Annotated in this window: 10 protein-coding genes; 2 read left to right on the forward strand and 8 right to left on the reverse strand. The window is 70.5% G+C overall.

Features of this window, described 5'->3' with window-relative positions:
- The first annotated feature begins 29 nt into the window (after window positions 1–29).
- Window positions 30–713, forward strand: coding sequence for a substrate binding domain-containing protein (locus UAJ10_RS04115; protein ID WP_322914089.1), 684 nt, complete (start codon window positions 30–32; stop codon window positions 711–713).
- Here UAJ10_RS04115 and UAJ10_RS04120 read toward each other — a convergent pair.
- The 7 genes from UAJ10_RS04120 to UAJ10_RS04150 all read right to left on the reverse strand — a co-directional run bounded on the left by UAJ10_RS04120 (window position 697) and on the right by UAJ10_RS04150 (window position 12,763).
- Window positions 697–2,781 carry a phosphocholine-specific phospholipase C gene (locus UAJ10_RS04120; protein WP_322914090.1) on the reverse strand — a complete coding sequence of 695 codons (2,085 nt, stop codon included), beginning with the start codon at window positions 2,779–2,781 and terminating at the stop codon, window positions 697–699. The genes UAJ10_RS04115 and UAJ10_RS04120 overlap by 17 nt on opposite strands.
- Window positions 2,782–2,807: 26 nt before the next feature.
- On the reverse strand, window positions 2,808–4,055 hold the full coding sequence (locus tag UAJ10_RS04125) for a histidine-type phosphatase (protein WP_322914091.1): 1,248 nt from the start codon (window positions 4,053–4,055) through the stop codon (window positions 2,808–2,810).
- Between the two features lie 23 nt (window positions 4,056–4,078).
- Window positions 4,079–5,227 carry a hypothetical protein gene (locus UAJ10_RS04130; protein WP_322914092.1) on the reverse strand — a complete coding sequence of 383 codons (1,149 nt, stop codon included), beginning with the start codon at window positions 5,225–5,227 and terminating at the stop codon, window positions 4,079–4,081.
- The gene (locus UAJ10_RS04135; protein WP_322914093.1) at window positions 5,227–8,268 is read right to left on the reverse strand and encodes a TonB-dependent receptor; all 3,042 of its coding nucleotides are present in this window, start codon (window positions 8,266–8,268) and stop codon (window positions 5,227–5,229) included. Before UAJ10_RS04135 ends, UAJ10_RS04130 begins: the two co-directional genes overlap by 1 nt.
- Window positions 8,252–9,247, reverse strand: coding sequence for a FecR family protein (locus UAJ10_RS04140; RefSeq protein ID WP_322914094.1), 996 nt, complete (start codon window positions 9,245–9,247; stop codon window positions 8,252–8,254). Before UAJ10_RS04140 ends, UAJ10_RS04135 begins: the two co-directional genes overlap by 17 nt.
- Window positions 9,244–9,792, reverse strand: coding sequence for an RNA polymerase sigma factor (locus UAJ10_RS04145; RefSeq protein ID WP_322914095.1), 549 nt, complete (start codon window positions 9,790–9,792; stop codon window positions 9,244–9,246). The genes UAJ10_RS04140 and UAJ10_RS04145 overlap by 4 nt, the downstream gene beginning before the upstream one ends.
- 160 nt (window positions 9,793–9,952) lie before the next feature.
- Entirely contained in the window at window positions 9,953–12,763 is a 2,811-nt protein-coding gene (locus UAJ10_RS04150) for a TonB-dependent receptor (protein ID WP_322914096.1), read from the reverse strand.
- A 254-nt stretch (window positions 12,764–13,017) separates the two neighbouring features.
- On the opposite strand from UAJ10_RS04150, the gene UAJ10_RS04155 reads away from it, so the two are divergent.
- Complete coding sequence (locus tag UAJ10_RS04155) at window positions 13,018–13,464, forward strand: DUF29 domain-containing protein (RefSeq protein ID WP_322914097.1); 447 nt, start codon at window positions 13,018–13,020, stop codon at window positions 13,462–13,464.
- A 38-nt stretch (window positions 13,465–13,502) separates the two neighbouring features.
- Here the strand turns inward: UAJ10_RS04155 and UAJ10_RS04160 are convergent, their stop codons facing one another.
- Window positions 13,503–15,551: a hypothetical protein gene (locus tag UAJ10_RS04160; protein ID WP_322914098.1), complete on the reverse strand. Its 2,049-nt coding sequence runs from the start codon at window positions 15,549–15,551 to the stop codon at window positions 13,503–13,505.
- Between the last annotated feature and the right edge of the window lie 43 nt (window positions 15,552–15,594).

Consider the following 15,594-nt stretch of genomic DNA (forward strand, 5'->3'; position numbering starts at 1 on the left):
GGGAGAAGCTGCTGGTCTCCGCCCAGGCCATGGAATCTGTGGCGCTGGGCATCCTGGGGGAGGTGGCGGGATCCAGCCTCAAGGTGGCGGGCAGCGTGCGCATCGGCGCGCCCGACGGCTTCGGCACCGTCTTCCTGGCGCCGCGCCTGGGCGACCTGGGGGCGGCCCATCCGGATCTGCTGGTGGAGCTGGTGACCACGCCCCGGCTGTTCAGCCTGACCAAGCGCGAGGCGGACATCGCCATCGGCCTGGCCCCACCGCGCGAGGGCCGGCTGCACGCCCGCAAGCTGACGGACTATCAGTTGGGCCTGTACGCGGCGCAGGCTTACCTGGACCGGCGCGGGGCGCCGCAGCGCCGGGCCGACCTGCGCGACCATCGCCTGATCGGCTACATCGGGGAGTTGATCTACGCGCCGGAGCTGGACTACATCCCCCTGATCGAAAAGGACCTGTCGCCCAGCATCACCAGTTCCAACCTGCTGGCCCAGTACCAGATGACCCTGGCGGGGCAGGGGCTGTGCGTCCTGCCCTGCTTCATGGCGGGGCAGGATCCGCGCTTGCGCCGCGTCCTGGCGGACACGGTGTCCCTGACCCGGTCGTTCTGGCTGATCGTCCATTCCGACCTGCGCGCGCTGGCGCGGGTGCGCATCACCTCCGACTTCATCGTCGAGGCGGTGAAGGCCGCCCGCACGACCTTCATGCCGGACGCGTAGATCCGATGGCCGGGTCGGTGGTGGCGGGCCAGTCGCCGTCGGCGCGGCCGGCCAGGCGGCGCTGGATGTGGTCGCCGGTGATGACCAGGTCGTACCAGCCGGATGTGGGGCGCAGCGGCCAGCGCATGACGCCGCCCTCCGGCCCCGGCGTCCAGGGGCGGTGGTGGTCCGGATAGGCGGCGGGCTGGACGCTCACGCCCGTGCCGGGGGCCACGGTGACGCGCAGGGCATCGCCCTCCACCGCCCAGCCGATCCCGGCGGCGCCCGCGCGGGTGCCGGTGAAGGCGCGGTGGAAGCCGTTGGGGCCGCGCACCCACAGGTCATAGGCGCCGTCCGGCCCCGACAGGTGCCAATCGCCCGACAGCGTGCGGCCGGCCTCCACCGTATAGCGGCGGGGGATGGCGTCCAGCCGCAGCCGGTCATAGACATGAAACACGGCACCCTGGCCGGCGCCGGCCGAGAAATCCAGGCGCAGGATGCCGGCGGCCGCGTCCAGATGGTCGCCGACCTCCAGGGCGTAGCGCAGCCGGCGTGATGGCCGGGTCCCGGCCTCCTGCAGCGGATGGGGCGGGGCCACCGGCGTTTCCGGCACCGTCTGGCCGACGATGGCGCGGGCGCGGTCGCGGGTGGGCACCGTGTCCGGCAGGGCGGCCAACTTGGCGTTGGGCGTCTTGAAGTCGAAGGCGGTCAGCAGGTCGCCGCACACCGCCCGCCGCCAGGCGGAGATGTTGGGCTCCATCACGCCGAAGCGCCGCTCCATGAAGCGGATGATGGAGGTGTGGTCCGCCACCTCCGAATGCACCCAGCCGCCGCGCGACCAGGGGGACAGGATGTAGCAGGGCACGCGCGGGCCCAGGCCGTAGGGACGGCCGCGCAGGTTCAAATCGTCGCCATCGGCGCCGGGGGCCTTCAGCCGGTGATAGTCGTCGTCCGTCACCGCCGTGCTGGCGCCGGCGAAGCCGCCGGGGGCGTCCGGGTCGGGCGAGGGCGGGGCCGGCGGCGGCACATGGTCGAAGAAGCCGTCGTTCTCATCGAAGGTGATGAACAGCACGGTGCGCGCCCACACCTTGGGGTTGGCGGTCAGCGCGTCGATGACCTGGGCGGTGTAGGCCGCCCCCTGCGCCGGGCTGGAGGGGCCGGGGTGTTCCGACCCTTCCTCCGTGCCCACGACCCAGGAGATCTGGGGCAGGCGGTCGGCCAACACATCCTCGCGCAGCTTGTCCAGCGCCCGGGTGGACAGGCCTTTTTCCCGCAAGACGGCGCGGGAGCCGGGATCGCCGCGATAGGCGGCGCGGTATTGCAGGAAATTGGCCAGCGGGTTGTCGCCGAAATTGTCGGCCATGTCCTGGTAATGGCCCCAGCTGATGCCCGCCGCCTCCAGCCGTTCCGGGTATGTGGTCCAGGAAAAGCGCGGGGTGCTGGCCGCGTCCGGCTTCGTCAGGTCGTCATCGGGGTTGTCGATGGCCGGCCCGCCGCCCTTGCCGTGCGGGTCGTTGGTGCCCGTCCACAGGAACAGGCGGTTGGTGTTGGTGCCCGTGTGCATGGCGCAGTGATAGGCGTCGCAGATCGTGAACGCCTCCGCCATGGCGAACTGGAAGGGGATGTCCTCCCGCGTGTAGTAGCCCATGGCGCGCTGGGTCTTGGCCTCCGGCCAATGCGCCATGCGGCCGTTGTCCCAGGCGGCCTGGGCGTTGGCCCACTGGTGCGGTGTCCCCAGCATGCGCATCAGGTCGAAATGCGCCTTGGTCGACAGGTGGAAGGGATTGACCAGGCGCGGGTGCGGATCGGTGCGGTCACGCTGGTCCCAGACGGTCAGGGGCTGCCCCTCCGGGCCCGGCGGCACCGGGATGGGGAAGCGGTCGCCAAAGCCGCAGACGCCCGACAGAGTGCCGAAATAATGATCGAAGCCCCGGTTCTCCTGCATCAGCACGACGATGTGGGCCACATCCTCGATGGTGCCGGTGCGCACGTCGGCGGGAATGGCGGCGGCACGGGCCAGGGCGGGCGGCAGGCCGGCCAGGGCGGCACCGCCCAGCGCATGGCGAAGAAGCGAACGGCGATCCATCATGGTGGGCGGTCTTTCCGGGCGGGAGATCAGGGGGCGACCGACAGCTTGTCGGCCACGGTCTTGACGGGGCACAGCGCACCGCAGCCGGGCAGGGGCAGCACGGCGCTCCACGGTGGGCTGGCCAGGCTCAGCGGCGCCAGGGCGCGCACCTGGTCCGGCGTCTGGGCGACATAGGCGACGCGGACCAGGGCCTGACCGGCGGTGTCGCGCCACAGTTCCAGCCGCAGGCCGCCACCCACGGGCGGATCGTCCTCGCCATAGCCCTGGACCTGGAAGTGCACGCCCAGCAGGCCGGCGATGGCGGCGATGTTGTCGTCATGGCCCACCAGCAGGGTGACGGGCGGCTGGCCGGCGCCGGTCAGCGCCTCCGCCATGCGCGGGGCCAGGGCGACGGCCTTGCGCGGCGCCATGTAGGCGTTGCGGGCGAAGACGTCGAACTGCAGGCCGTGCAGGCGGGAAATCTGCGCCAGCGCGTCGCTCAGGCCCTGGACGGCGCCGAAACGGCCCCAGGCCACCTGGTCCGACGGCATGCCCTCCAGGTACTGCAGGATGAAGATCTGGGCCGCCCCGGCGGTCTGGGCCACGGGGCCGCGCAGGTCGACGCCGTGGTTGTCGGCGCTGGGCGTGATGGTGGTGCGCATCTGAACCAGATCGCAGGCCGGCGTGGCCTGGTCGCAGCCCAGGCCGCGGGCCGTCAGGGCGATGGCCGGCACCAGGTAGGTCGAGGCGTTGCGCACGTCGCCCATCTCCGGCTCCATGGCCTTCACGGCGGCGGCGGCATCCACGGTGGCGGCCCCCGCCTCGAACGGGTCGAACAGCGGGTCCAGCGTGCCCGGCGGCTTGTGCCCCACGGTCAGCGGGCAGTCCGGCGCCAGGCCCTTGGCCATGGCCTCACCCGTGCGGATGGTGCGCTCCGCCGAATTGGTCCAGATCGCCACCTGGTTCGGGGTGGGGCAGCCCTGGGCCGGCAGCAGGCCGTTTGCGGCCAGCCACTGGCGCTGATAGGTGCCCATCAGCGTCGCGGCGGCGGCGCCGTGCGGCGTGAGGTGGCTGGGCTCCACCGGCCAGGATGGCCACGGTCCCTGGGCCAGCCCGGGGGCCGCCTCGGTATCCAGGGGTGCGCGCACACCGTGGCGCACCAGCATGACCACCCGTTCCAGCGTCAGGGGCTGGCCGTTGGCGGCGCGGGGTGCCGTCGTGGCGTCGGGTGCCGCTTGGGCCGGGGCGGTCGCCAGCGCCAGGCCAGCCAGGAGAAGGGGAAGAAGACGGGTCACGGGCATCTTTCCAGCAGCAGGGATCAAAACACGCCTTGGGCGCGCAGTTGGGTCAAGGTTTCGGCCAGGGCCTCCAGCCCGCCCCGGGCCGCCAGGGATTGGACGCGCGCCGCCCCCAGGCGGCTCAGCACCGCATGGCGGTAACCCCAGGTGTAGCGGACGGGGTCGGCGGCATCCACGCCGAAGCGGGGCGCCAATTGGCGCAGCAGGGCGTCCGCATCCTCAACGGCGGGTTCGGCGTAGACCCAATTGTGGTCGGACTGGGCATGGATCAGGCAGGCGGACCACCAGCGCGGCACGGCGCCAGCCTCCGCCATGCCAGGCAGGATCAAGCCACCCGCCTGTGTCGGCGCCAGGTAACCCGCCGCCACCGGGTCCACCCGGGCGATGATGGCAGCCGCGCGCAGCCAGTGCACCAGCCGCTCGGGCTTGCCCCGCTCCGGCGCCTGGTGGGCGCAGGCCTGTACGATGACCAGGTCGGCAGGCAGGCGGCGGGCCATCGCCTCCGCCAGGCCCAGGATATGGTGCGCGCTGGTGCGGTAGTCGCCGTCGGGTCCATGTCCGCCCAGGGACACCTCCAGCGGCAGGCCGCCATCCGGGCGCCAGACGAACAGCAGGGCCTTGGCCCAGTCGTGCCACAGCGGGGCGGCGGCGATCAGGTCGTCCTGCCCCTCCAGGCCGACACCGTCTATAGCCTGGTAGGCGGCGGCGAAATCCTTGGCGCTCTGGGCGTTGAAGGCCTCGTGCAGGGGCAGGCCGCCGGGCCAGGAATGATGGCTGCCGGCGTTGCCACCAGGGGCGACGGCGAAGGGTTGGGGCAGGTGCGGGCAGGGGCCGCCTTCGCCGGGCAGGGCGGGAAACAGTCCGTCCATCAGGCTGTCGCCGGGATCGGCCAGGCCCTCGGCCACCAACCGGTCGATGAGGACCCGCTCGTCCGCCCGCCCCAGGTTGGCGCGATGGGCCACGCAGGTGGTGGGGTTGAACAGGGCGTCCGCCGTGGCGGCCTTAATGGTGGGATCACGCACGGCGTCGACATCCGCCCGCAGGCGGGCCAGGGCGTCGCGCGTCAGGGGCGAGGCGCCCGCCAGGGCGGCGGCATCGGCCGCCAGCGCGGGCGGGGCCAGCAGCAGCGTGACGACGATGGCGGCGGCCAGGCGAAGGGGCGGGTTCATCAGAACTCCTGTTGCAGGCTGAGTTCATAGCTGCGGCCGGCGCTGATGGTCTGCACCACGGCGTCGCCGTGGCGGCCGACGCTGGTGCGGTAGGCCAGGGCGTCGCCCAGATTGCGCACCGTCAGGCGGGCGCTCAAGCCCCCGCCGGCCTCATAGCCGGCGCTGAGGTCCAGGCGCCGCGTGGGATGCACCCAGGTGTCCAGCCCGCTGCCAGCCATGGTCGTTCCGCCTCCGGAAACAAAGGCGGTGCCATAGGACTGCACGTAATCGTCGGCCCAGCGGTAGTCCAAAGCCAGGTGCAGGGCGCCGCTGTCGTAGCGCAACTGCACCCCGGCCAGCCAGCGGGGCGCGTACTGCACCCGCTCCACCGCGTTCAAATCAGGGCTGTTGAGGCGCACCGCGGTGGTTTCCCAGCTGAGGGTGCCGGCCAGGTGGAAATCACGCAGCGTGTCGGCCACGGATGCCAGCCCTTGGTCCACCGACAGCTCCGCCCCTGTCAGCCGGGCGGTGCCGCCGTTGGTGGGGATGCTGAGGCGCACTTGCGCGTCGCTGGTGGGCGACCCCACCGCCAGGCCGCCGCCGGCATCGTAGAGGTAGTTCTTCAGCCGCTTGTGGAAGAGCGCCAGTTCCAGCCGCCCGTCGTCCCCGCTCCCGGGGCCGTCCCCCCAGGCCCAGGCGCCGGACAGGTCGAAATTCAGGCCGTCCACCGCCTTCAGGTCGGGATTGCCCCGGGTGACGGTGAGCACGCCGTCGCTGTCCTGGGTGGCGGTGGCGTTGCCCGCCAGCTGATAGGGCGACGGCGCGGTCTGGCTGGTCCAGACGGCGGCGCGGTAGGTGGCGCGCTCGTCCGGCTGCCAGCGGGCCAGCAGGCGGGGCAGCAGGGCGGTGAACCGGCTGCCGCTCTCGTTCCAGCCGTAATTGACGCCGCCCGTGGGCACGCCGTTGTCGCCCGACAGCCAATAGCGATTGGTCAGGTCCGAGAATTCCGCCCGGAACCCCGGCAGCAGGGCGAAATCATCCCAGGTCAGGCGCGCCTGGGCATAGGCGGCCACCGTGCGCTCCCCACCGCTCAGCGTGTTGCCGTTCCAGGCATCGGCCGTCCAGGTGGCGGTGCCGTCGCGCTGGCGGTACAGCTGCGCCAGCCGGTCGGCGTTGATCAAGGGAAAGGCGAAGTCGTAGATGCCGGCCAGGGGGGCCGTCAGGGTGCCGGCGCGCAGGCCCACGGCCGCCAGGCCGGCGACGGTGGTGCCGGCATCCACCGCACCCCGGCCGCCGACCAGTTGCCCCTCCTGGTCGCGACGGTAGCTGTCGCGCCGGCTGTCGGTGATCTTCACCCCGGCCTCCAGCGTGGCGTCGGGCCCCAAGGCCAGCTTGCCGTCCAAGGCGCCGCCCAACCGGTCCTGGCGACTGGACAGGCTGGTGATCTGGCCGCGGTTTGAAACCGGCAGGCTATCCACATCATCGGCCATGGCCAAGGCGCCCGCCGGCCCGGCCACCACGGGATAGCCGGCCTGGTGCCCCAGGCTCAGGCCCTGGTTCACCGTGGTGCCGGTGGGGTTCCAGAACGACAGCTCGATATGCTGGGGCCGGCCGTTCTCCCCCCAGGTGTAGAACAGGCGGGGCGACAGGGTCAGGGCGCCGGTGTGCCAGTCGGCGCCCAGCTGCGCCGTGCCCAGGGTGGCGGTGTCGGGGTTGGTCTCGAACCAGTAATGCACCTGGGTCTTGACGCTGCGGTTCTCATAAAGGCCGTTGCCCAGGGCAACGCGGGTGATGAAGCTGGGGTCGCGCCCACCCTGGAAGCCCATCTGGTAGACCTCCTGGTCCGTGTCGGCGGTGGCCACCGTGACGTGGGCGAAAGCGCGGAAGGTGTCGCTGGGCTGCCAGTCCCCCGCCAGGCTGCCGCCCCAGCGCCGCGTCTCCCCTTCCGAATATTGCACGTTCAGCGAGGTGGCCAGCAGGTTGCGCGCCGGATCCATGCCGGCCGGCGTCTGCCCACTGGCGTCGACCAGGCGGTATTCCAACTGGGTGGACTGGTAGGACTGCTCCACGCTGGCGAAGCGGTTGCGGCCGTAATAGCCGGTGACGGCCAGGCCCAGGCTGTGGTCGCGGCCGAACTGGCGGGCGACGTCGACGGTGGCAAGGCCCCCGCCCGAGGGCCGGCCCAGGCTGGCGGACCGTTCGTCCAAATTGCCCTGGACCAGCAGGCGGGTATGCTCGCCGCCCTCCAGGGCCGAAGCCAGGCGCAGGTCGAATTGGCCGGCGGTGGCATCGCCGTCGTCATGAGCGTCCGGCGTCTTGGTCAACTCCACCCCGTCCATGGCCAGCGGCGGCAGCAGGCTCAGTTGCACGGCGCGGCTATAGGGCATGCTCTGCGCCACCGACACGCCGTCCAGGCGGGTCACGGCATAGGCGCTGTCCAGCCCACGCACGGCGGCGAACTGGCCTTCGCCCCGGGCCGCGCGGTCGATGCCGCCCAGGTCGCCCTGAAGAGAGGTCACCAGCACGTTGACCCCGGCCAGCCGGCCCAGGCTTTCAGCCAGGGTGCGATCCGCCCCGTCGTGCAGATCCGCCGTGGTCAGGCCGTCGGTCAGGGCGGTGGCGGTGATTTCCGCTGGGGGCGTGCCATGGTAGGGCGCCTTGACGATCAGCACCTCGGGCAATTGGCCGGCGGCCGGCGCCACGGCCGGGGTGGCCGGGGTGGGCGATGCCCGTTCCAGCTCGATGGCGCCGCCGTCGCCCAGGCGATAGCGCAGGTGGCAGCCGGATATCAGGCGGCCCAGCGCCGTCTCGAAATCCGTCACCCCCGCCAGCGGGCCGGCGCGGCAGCCGCGCACCAGCTCCGGCCGGAACAGCACGTCGCGGCCGGACTGGCGCGCCAGATCCAGCAGCGCGCTGCCCAGGGGTTGTTCCGCGATGGTGAACGCCGTTCCCGCCGTAACGGGTGCCGCCGCCAACAACGGCAGCAGGGCGCAGGACGCCGCCAGGCGGCGGCGCCCCTGGCGGCGTCCGGGCCGGCGCTGGGGCTTACCGCCGGCGCGCAATCCGGTAATCCCCATTGGCGTCCTGCCGCCAGGTGATGGGATGCAGGCGGGCCAAGGCGGCCAGGAAGCCGGCGACATCGTCGGCGCGGTAGCTGCCGCTGACACGGATGGCGTCCAAGGTTGGGTCTTCCAGATGCAGGACAATGCCGGTGCGCGCCGCCACCTCCGGCACCACCTGCGCCAGGGGCACGTCATCGAACAGCATGCGACCGTCCTGGCGGGCCTTGACCTGGTCCACATTGGCCTTGCCCAGGCGCACGGGGCCCTGGCCGTCGCGGTCCACCTGCTGGCCGGGCGCCAGGCTGGCCAGCGCCCGGCCGCTGTCGCGGTCGCGGACCTCGGCCGCCCCCTCCAGCAGCACGGCGCGCACCTGCCCGCCATGCGATGAAACGGTGAAGCGCGTGCCCAGGTCGCGCACCTCCAGCGCCCCGGCCATCACGTGGAAGGGTCGTAGCGCCTCATGCGTTACCTGGAACTCCGCCTCGCCTTGGGCCAAGTCCACGCGGCGGCCCAGCGGATCGATGCGCACATGCAGGTGGGTGGACCCGCCCAGGCGCATCACGGTACCGTCGGACAGGGTCACCTGAGGGTTGTCATGGGCGGCGGTGACGTAGTCGGCCTCGCTGACCGCGCCGTTCCACAGCCAGAGCAGTGCCAGGGCCAGGACGGCGGCCAGGCCACCCAGGGGCGGCATCCAGGCGATGGGGCGCCAGGACCGGTGGGGCCGCGTTTTTTCGTTGGCCAGGCGCAGGCCGCGGGCGCGGGTCAGGTCCGGCCGCAACGCGCCCTTGTCGTCGATGGCGCCGCTGGCCGTCCAGGCGCGGGTCACCAGGTCCATGGCGGCGGTGTGCCGGGGGTCGGCGGCCAGCCAGGCGCGGAAGGTCCGCTGGCCCTCCGGCCCCAGTTCCACCGCCTGGATGCGCCGCATCCAGGCGGCGGCGGTTTCCAACAAGGCTTGATCGTGATCGGTGGAGGTCAACGCGCCGGCTCCACCATCGTCCGGGCCAGGTGGGCCAGGACGCGTTCGATTTGACGAGACACCATTTTGACCTCAAGGCCCAGGCGGCCGGCCACTTCCCGGTGGCTCAGCCCATCAACGCGTACCAGCAGGAAGGCATGCCGTGCCAGGGGGTCGACGTCGCGCAGCGCCGCCTCCAGGCTGGCCAGCTCCTGCCGGACCATGACGGTGTGCTCGGGCGTTGCTGCGCCGTCGTCCGCCAATTCCGCCACCTCATCCAGGCCGTCGTGGGCGTCCTGGTGGCGGGCGGCGTTGCGGCGGAAACGGTCGACCAGCAGGTTGCCGGCCACGCGCAGCAGGAAGGCGCGCCAATTGTCCACGCCCCGGGCGGGGGCGGCGGCCAATGCGCGCAGATAGACGTCCTGGACATAATCGTCCACATCCTGCGCCTGGCGCACGCGGCGGGTGAAATAGCCGCGCAGCACGGATTGGTGGGCCTCGAACTCCGCGCCGTCGAGCGCCGACGGCGGATCGCTGTGGGCCCGGGCATCGGCCTGACTGTCCATCTTCCCTCTCGTCCGACCAATGGGCGCGGACAAGGTCATAGCGGCGGCAGGCTGCAGATTTATGATGGAGGGCTGCGCCATGTGCAGGCTCCCGATGACGGGGACGCGGGGGTGGGAAAGGGGCGGGACCTGGCGGTCCCACCCCCGGTAGCAGAACGGATCAGTAGGTATACTTGACGGTCATCAGGGCGGTGGTGCCGCTGTCGACGATGTTCGACAGCGTCAGGCTGTTGTGCCCGATATGCGCCCAGTAGGTGTAGTCACCGGTGAGGTTGGAGACGGAGCCGTCGACCGCGAAGCCGTTGTCGAACTTGTAGCCCACGTGCAGGTCCAGGCGGTTGGTCGGCCGGACCCACATGTTGTCCCAGCTGCCGCCCTGGCCCAGGTAGTCGTAATAGGCGAGGTACGAACCAGTGTAGTTGTAGCCAAGGTCGGCGGAGAAGCCGCCCACGGCGTAGGACAGGGTGGCGTTGGCCAGCCAGCCGGGGGCGTTCTGGATGGGCTGGTCGGCGTCCAGGCCCTTGATGCCGGTGTCGACCACCGACCACTGGCGGGTGACGTTGCCGCCGATGCTGAAGCCCGACAGCCAGCCGGGCAGGATGGTGTCGAACTTCTGCCGGAACGCCAGCTCGATGCCATAGACGTCGCCGTCGCCGCCATTCTTGGGCTGGCTGATGCTGACCAGGTTGCTGGTGGTGCTGAACGGGTTCACCAGGGTGGAGCCGTTGTCGAACAGGTAGTTCGACAGCCGCTTGTAATAGACGGCGGCCGAGGCCATGCCGCCCTGGCTGTTGTGCCACTCGCCGGACATGTCCAGGTTGGTGGACTCGATGGGCTTCAGGTTGGGGTTGCCCTGGGTGATGGTCTTCACGCCGGTGTCGGTGCTGATGGACACGGAGGAGGAGGCACCCAGCTGCACCAGGGCGGGGCGGGTGTAGGACTGGCTGACGCTGGCGCGGTAGACGCTGTCGTTGTCGGGGCGCCAGTTGACCAGCACGCTGGGCAGCGGCTCGTTGTAGGTGGTGGTGCTGTTTTCCCAATGGCCCACGGACTTGCCGCTGTTGTCCAACTGCCAGAAGGTGTTGTGGATGTCCGTGTGCTCGAACCGGACGCCGGGGATGACCTCCACCTGGCCGAACTGAAGGTCGGCCATGACATAGGCCGACGTCACCTGCTCCCGCCCCTTCAGGGTGTTGCAGTTCATGTTGTCGACGTAGTTGCCGTTGCAGGTGTCGAAGCTGCCGGCCGTCTGCAGCTTGTAGAAATAGTCCAGCAAGGCCTGCTGGTTGACCTTGGGTACCGACCAGCTGTAGCGGCCGGGGTAGACGGAGGAATAATAGCCGTTGGCGATGCCCAGGCTGGACCAGGTGCTGTTGGGATAGCCCAGGGCGGAGAAATAGGGGTTGGTCCAGTCGCGGTTGGTGACGGCGCGGTCGCTCTCCACGAACTTCACGCCAGCCTTGATGAAGGACAGCGGGCCGTTGTCGGCCATGTCGTACTGGCCGTCCAGCTTGGCGCCGTACTTGTCCTGGTGGCTGCCCTGCTGGGTCAACTGGCCGGCGCGCCGCGCCCACAGCGCGGTGGCGGCGTTGTTCAGGGCGTCATACATGCCCGGGCTGAACACCGGGACCGGATAGCCGTCGTTGTTGCCCATGCCGGCGATGCCGCTGGGGAAGCGGGCGCCGCTGCTGTACTGGTCATTGCGGGCCGACGCCTCGATGTGGTTGGGGCGGTCGTTGTTGGCGGCGCTGAAGAACAGGGTGGGCGTCAAGGTCAGGGCGCCCAGTTTCTTCTCGCCGCCCAGTTGCAGGGTGGACAGGTCGGCGCGTTCCGGGTTGGTCTCGTACCAGACGGAGGTGCGGTACTTGTCCACGCTCAGGCCGTACAGGCCGTTGGACAGGGCGTTCCAGCTCTTGTCCGTGCTGATGATCTGGCTCAGCGTGCTGTTCTGCACCGCGTTCTCGCGGGCGAAGGAGCCGCGCAGGAAAACGGCGGTGGTGTCGTCCGGGTGCCAGTCCAGCGACAGGTTGCCGCCATAGCGTTCGGTGCTGCCGTCCGACACGCCGACGCTGATGCCGGTCTGGCGCAGATTGGACGCCGGGTCCGTGCCCGCCGGGTTGGTCGAGCCGTTCTTGGCGCTGCTGACGGCGAAGCCCCAGCCGCCGTCGTTGTGGGCGCTGTCGATGCCCGCCATCTCGCTGTTGGTGAAGTAGCGCTTGTCGTAGTAGCCGCTGACATAGACGCCGAACTGGCGGTCGCGGCCGAACTGGGTCGCCACCTCGGCGGCGGTGTTGCCGCCCAGGCCGGTCTCGCCATAGTCGCGCGCCCGGCTTTCCAGGCGGGCGCCGCCCTGGATGCTGAAGTGCAGCGGGTTGGCGAAGTCGAAGGCCGTGGGCGTGCGGAAATCGACGGTGCCGGAAATGGCGTCGCCGCTCATGGACGCGTCCAGCGTCTTGTTGACGACGATGGTCTGCAGGCCGGACGGCGGCAGCAGGTCCAGCTGGACGCTGCGGCTGTAGGGCAGGCCCTGGGCCACCTCCACGCCGTTCATGAGGTCGACCGCGAATTCGGAGTTCATGCCCCGGATGGCCACCAGCATGCCTTCGCCGCGCGAGGCGCCATCGATGCCGCCGGCCACCGACTGGCCGGTGTTGCTGACGGTCACGCCGGGCAGCAGGCCCAGGGCCTCGGCCACGTTATGGACGGCGGTGTGTTCCAGCTCCGCCGCCGACATGATGTCGACGGTGTTGGATGAGCGCATCTTGGCGGTGTCGGCCTGGTCGCGGTTGGCGAAGACCAGGATTTCGTCCAGCGTCCCGTCCGTGCTGGCGTCGGGGGTGCCGGCGTCGGCGGCGTTGGGGGCAGGGGTGGCGGGGGCGCTGCCTTCAGCGGCATGGATGGTCGGTGCGGCCAGCAGCGCGCCGGCCATGGCGCCGCACAGCAGGACGTCCTTGAGCATCGTGTGTCGCATGGTCTTCTTTCGGCTCCGTCATGGACGCCCACGACGGGCGCCCTCGGAAAGCCAAGACGCGGCACAGGCGCAGATTCCGGCCTGTCATGGAACTTTAGTAATTTTGGTTTCGTTATTCGGCCTCATTCAGCCCTTGCACGGAGCAAAAGACACGCTGGGGCGTTTGCTTATCCGCTACCATGTAGATCCTCGATCCATCCTGAAGGGCGGCTTGTGCTATCCTCAGGCCGAGTCGTTCAAAGGAGGAAGTGCTGATGCCTAAGTCCGGCCTTTATGAGCAGGACTTTTACGCCTGGGCCAATGAACAGGCGGCCCTGCTGCGCTCCGGCAAGCTGTCGGTGGCGGACATTGAGCACATCGCCGAGGAAATCGAGAGCATGGGCAAAGCCGAGAAGCGTGAACTGGCAAACCGCCTCGTGGTCCTGCTCCTGCATCTCCTGAAATGGCAGTTCCAGCCGGTGCGACGCGGCTCTTCCTGGGAAGCGACGATCCGGGTGCAACGACGTGACTTGGCCGTTCATCTTCAGGACAACCCCAGCCTGAAGGCGAAACTGCCGGAAGCCATTCAGCAGGCTTACGGCAACGCCTTGATCATGGCCGCCGATGAAACCGGCCTGCCGGAGGCAACCTTTCCGGCGGAATGCCCATGGTCATTTGAGCAGATTATGGATGCTGGGTTCTGGCCGGAAACCTCGCACTAGCATCGTATGCTACCAGGGCGGTTAAGGCTGAACAGCGATCAGCGCTGCCCCCCAGGCGGCTGCACCGCCAGGAACACAGTGCTCCACAGCTGGGCGGCGTTGGACTCGTCGGCGTCGTTGCCGGCGGCGCCATAGGGGGCGACGATGTAGTGGCCGTCGCGGAAGTCCCAGGACCATAGTTCCGAGCTTTGCACGCCCTTGGCGGCTTCGATGTCCCGCCACAGCGCGGTCTGCATACGGGTCAGCCGGGCCCGGGTCGCGGCCGGCAGGTCGGTGCGGGACAGCTGGCGGGTCAGGCCGGCGGCGGTCAGCGCCTGTTGCCAGGACCATACCACCGTGCCGTGATAGGCGCTGCGCGGGAACAGGTCCTGCGTCGCCGCCGGCGCGTAGGCCGGGTTGGCCACCAGCATGCCGACGCCGGTCATGAGGCCGGCGGGGAAGGGCCGGTCGGCAGCCGCCACGGCGGCATCCAGGGCTTCGGCTGTCGGATGGTCGAACAGCAGCGCGAACCCCTCATCCGAATGCAGGACGGGAACGGGCGTGCCGTCGGCGTTCAGCGACAGGGCGTGGAAGCGCACCGGGCCCTTGGGCAAGGCCGCCAGCGCCGCCTCGGCCGGCACGCCCGCCTTGGCGGCATAGGCGGCGACGTCCCGGCGCGCCTCGGCCGGCGCCACCGTCACGTCGAACAGGGCGGGGGCCTTGGCCCGCCACACCTTGGCGAGGTCCGCCGCCTTGGTCAGGTCGGCGCGGGCCGCCGCGTCCAGCCAGGGGTCCAGCAGTTTGGCCTTCAGCAGGGCGTCCGCCGCGTCCAAGGCCGCCGGCACCAGGATGGCGTTGACGTCGTAGGGATAGACGCCGCCGCCCAGGCCGGTGTTGCTGTCGCGCCATTCCCCAACCTGCTGGCCCGGCTTCAGCCGCACCAGGGTCTCGACACCCGGCGCCGCCGCGAACGGGGCGGCCTGGGCAACCACCCGGCGCAGGTTGCGCACCAGGGCTGCGCCAGCCGCCTCCACCTGCCCATGCCGGCCGTCGGCGGCGGCCAGGAAGCCGGCGGCGGCGGCCCGGCCGCGCGGATCGTCCAGCAGCCAGGCGCGGGCCACCGGCGCCAGCAGGAAGTCGCTGTCCACCATCTTGTAGTCATAGACGGGCGCGTCTGACATGCCGCCGCCGGCCTTGAGATGGTCCAGGATGGCGAACTCGCCGATATCCTCCTCGTGCGCGACCTGGCCGTCGGGCGACAGGCGGGCCAGGACGGAGCGCAGGCCGGCCTGCACCGCGTCCGGCTGTAGTGCCGGCATCAGCAGCATGACCGACATCAACGTGTCGCGCCCGAAATAGGTGTGGAAGCGCCACGATCCGGCCAGCAGCTTTTCCTGGTAGCTGAGAAAGGTCAGGGCGTCGCGGCTGGCTGGCTGCGCCGCCGCGCTGGCGTTCAGCAACTGGTCGCCGGCCAGCGGGGTCAGCGGCGTCTCACCGGTCAGTGCCGTGACGCGCAGGCCGATGGTGCCGTCGGCACCGGCCTTAAACCCACCGTCCGTCAGCTGGCCATGGGTCACCGTCACCGTCAGGCGGTAGCCGGCGTTACCGTCCAGGCGATCCCGCGCCCAATCCAGCGCGTCCTTGGTGCGGGTGGGCTGCGCCTGGACCTGGGTGGGCAGGGTGCGCAGGGCTTCATAGTCGCGCAGCACCCGGGTGCTGGACAGCACGCCCTGCCGGGGCACGGCGCTGTCGGCCTTCAGTGCGGCCTCGAACACCACGCCGCGCAGGGGGCGGCCCTTGGCGTCGGTGGTGGTGACCGGCTGGGGCGTTCCAACCAGCGTCCAGTTGGCGGTGTCGGCCGTGTCCAGCCACAGGCCGACACTGCTGTTGCCGGCGGGGAAGGCCACCAGGATGCGCGCATCCTTGCCCGAGCGCAGCAGCAGGTGGGCCGCCACCTCGCCCTGCCGCAGGAAGGCGTTGAGGTTCCGCCCCTCCGTCAGGCTGTAGGACAGCGCCGGCTTCGCGGCCGTGTCGGCAAAGCATGCCGGCGCCCAGGCCAGCGTCAGGGCCAGGACGGAGCTGGAGAGCAGGTGCGGAAGACGCGGCATGGGCGGATCCTATCAGGCGGGCATGAACTAGAGGCGCGCCGTC

The sequence above is a fragment of the Nitrospirillum guaranorum genome (assembly GCF_034653275.1).
Classification (GTDB): domain Bacteria; phylum Pseudomonadota; class Alphaproteobacteria; order Azospirillales; family Azospirillaceae; genus Nitrospirillum.

Coding starts and splice junctions, on each gene's coding strand:
- UAJ10_RS04115 (WP_322914089.1), top strand. CDS start 30: ATGGAATCTGTGGCGCTGGGCATCCTGGGGGAGGTGGCGGGATCCAGC.
- UAJ10_RS04120 (WP_322914090.1), bottom strand. CDS start 2,781: ATGATGGATCGCCGTTCGCTTCTTCGCCATGCGCTGGGCGGTGCCGCC.
- UAJ10_RS04130 (WP_322914092.1), bottom strand. CDS start 5,227: ATGAACCCGCCCCTTCGCCTGGCCGCCGCCATCGTCGTCACGCTGCTG.
- UAJ10_RS04145 (WP_322914095.1), bottom strand. CDS start 9,792: ATGGACAGTCAGGCCGATGCCCGGGCCCACAGCGATCCGCCGTCGGCG.
- UAJ10_RS04150 (WP_322914096.1), bottom strand. CDS start 12,763: ATGCGACACACGATGCTCAAGGACGTCCTGCTGTGCGGCGCCATGGCC.
- UAJ10_RS04155 (WP_322914097.1), top strand. CDS start 13,018: ATGCCTAAGTCCGGCCTTTATGAGCAGGACTTTTACGCCTGGGCCAAT.
- UAJ10_RS04160 (WP_322914098.1), bottom strand. CDS start 15,551: ATGCCGCGTCTTCCGCACCTGCTCTCCAGCTCCGTCCTGGCCCTGACG.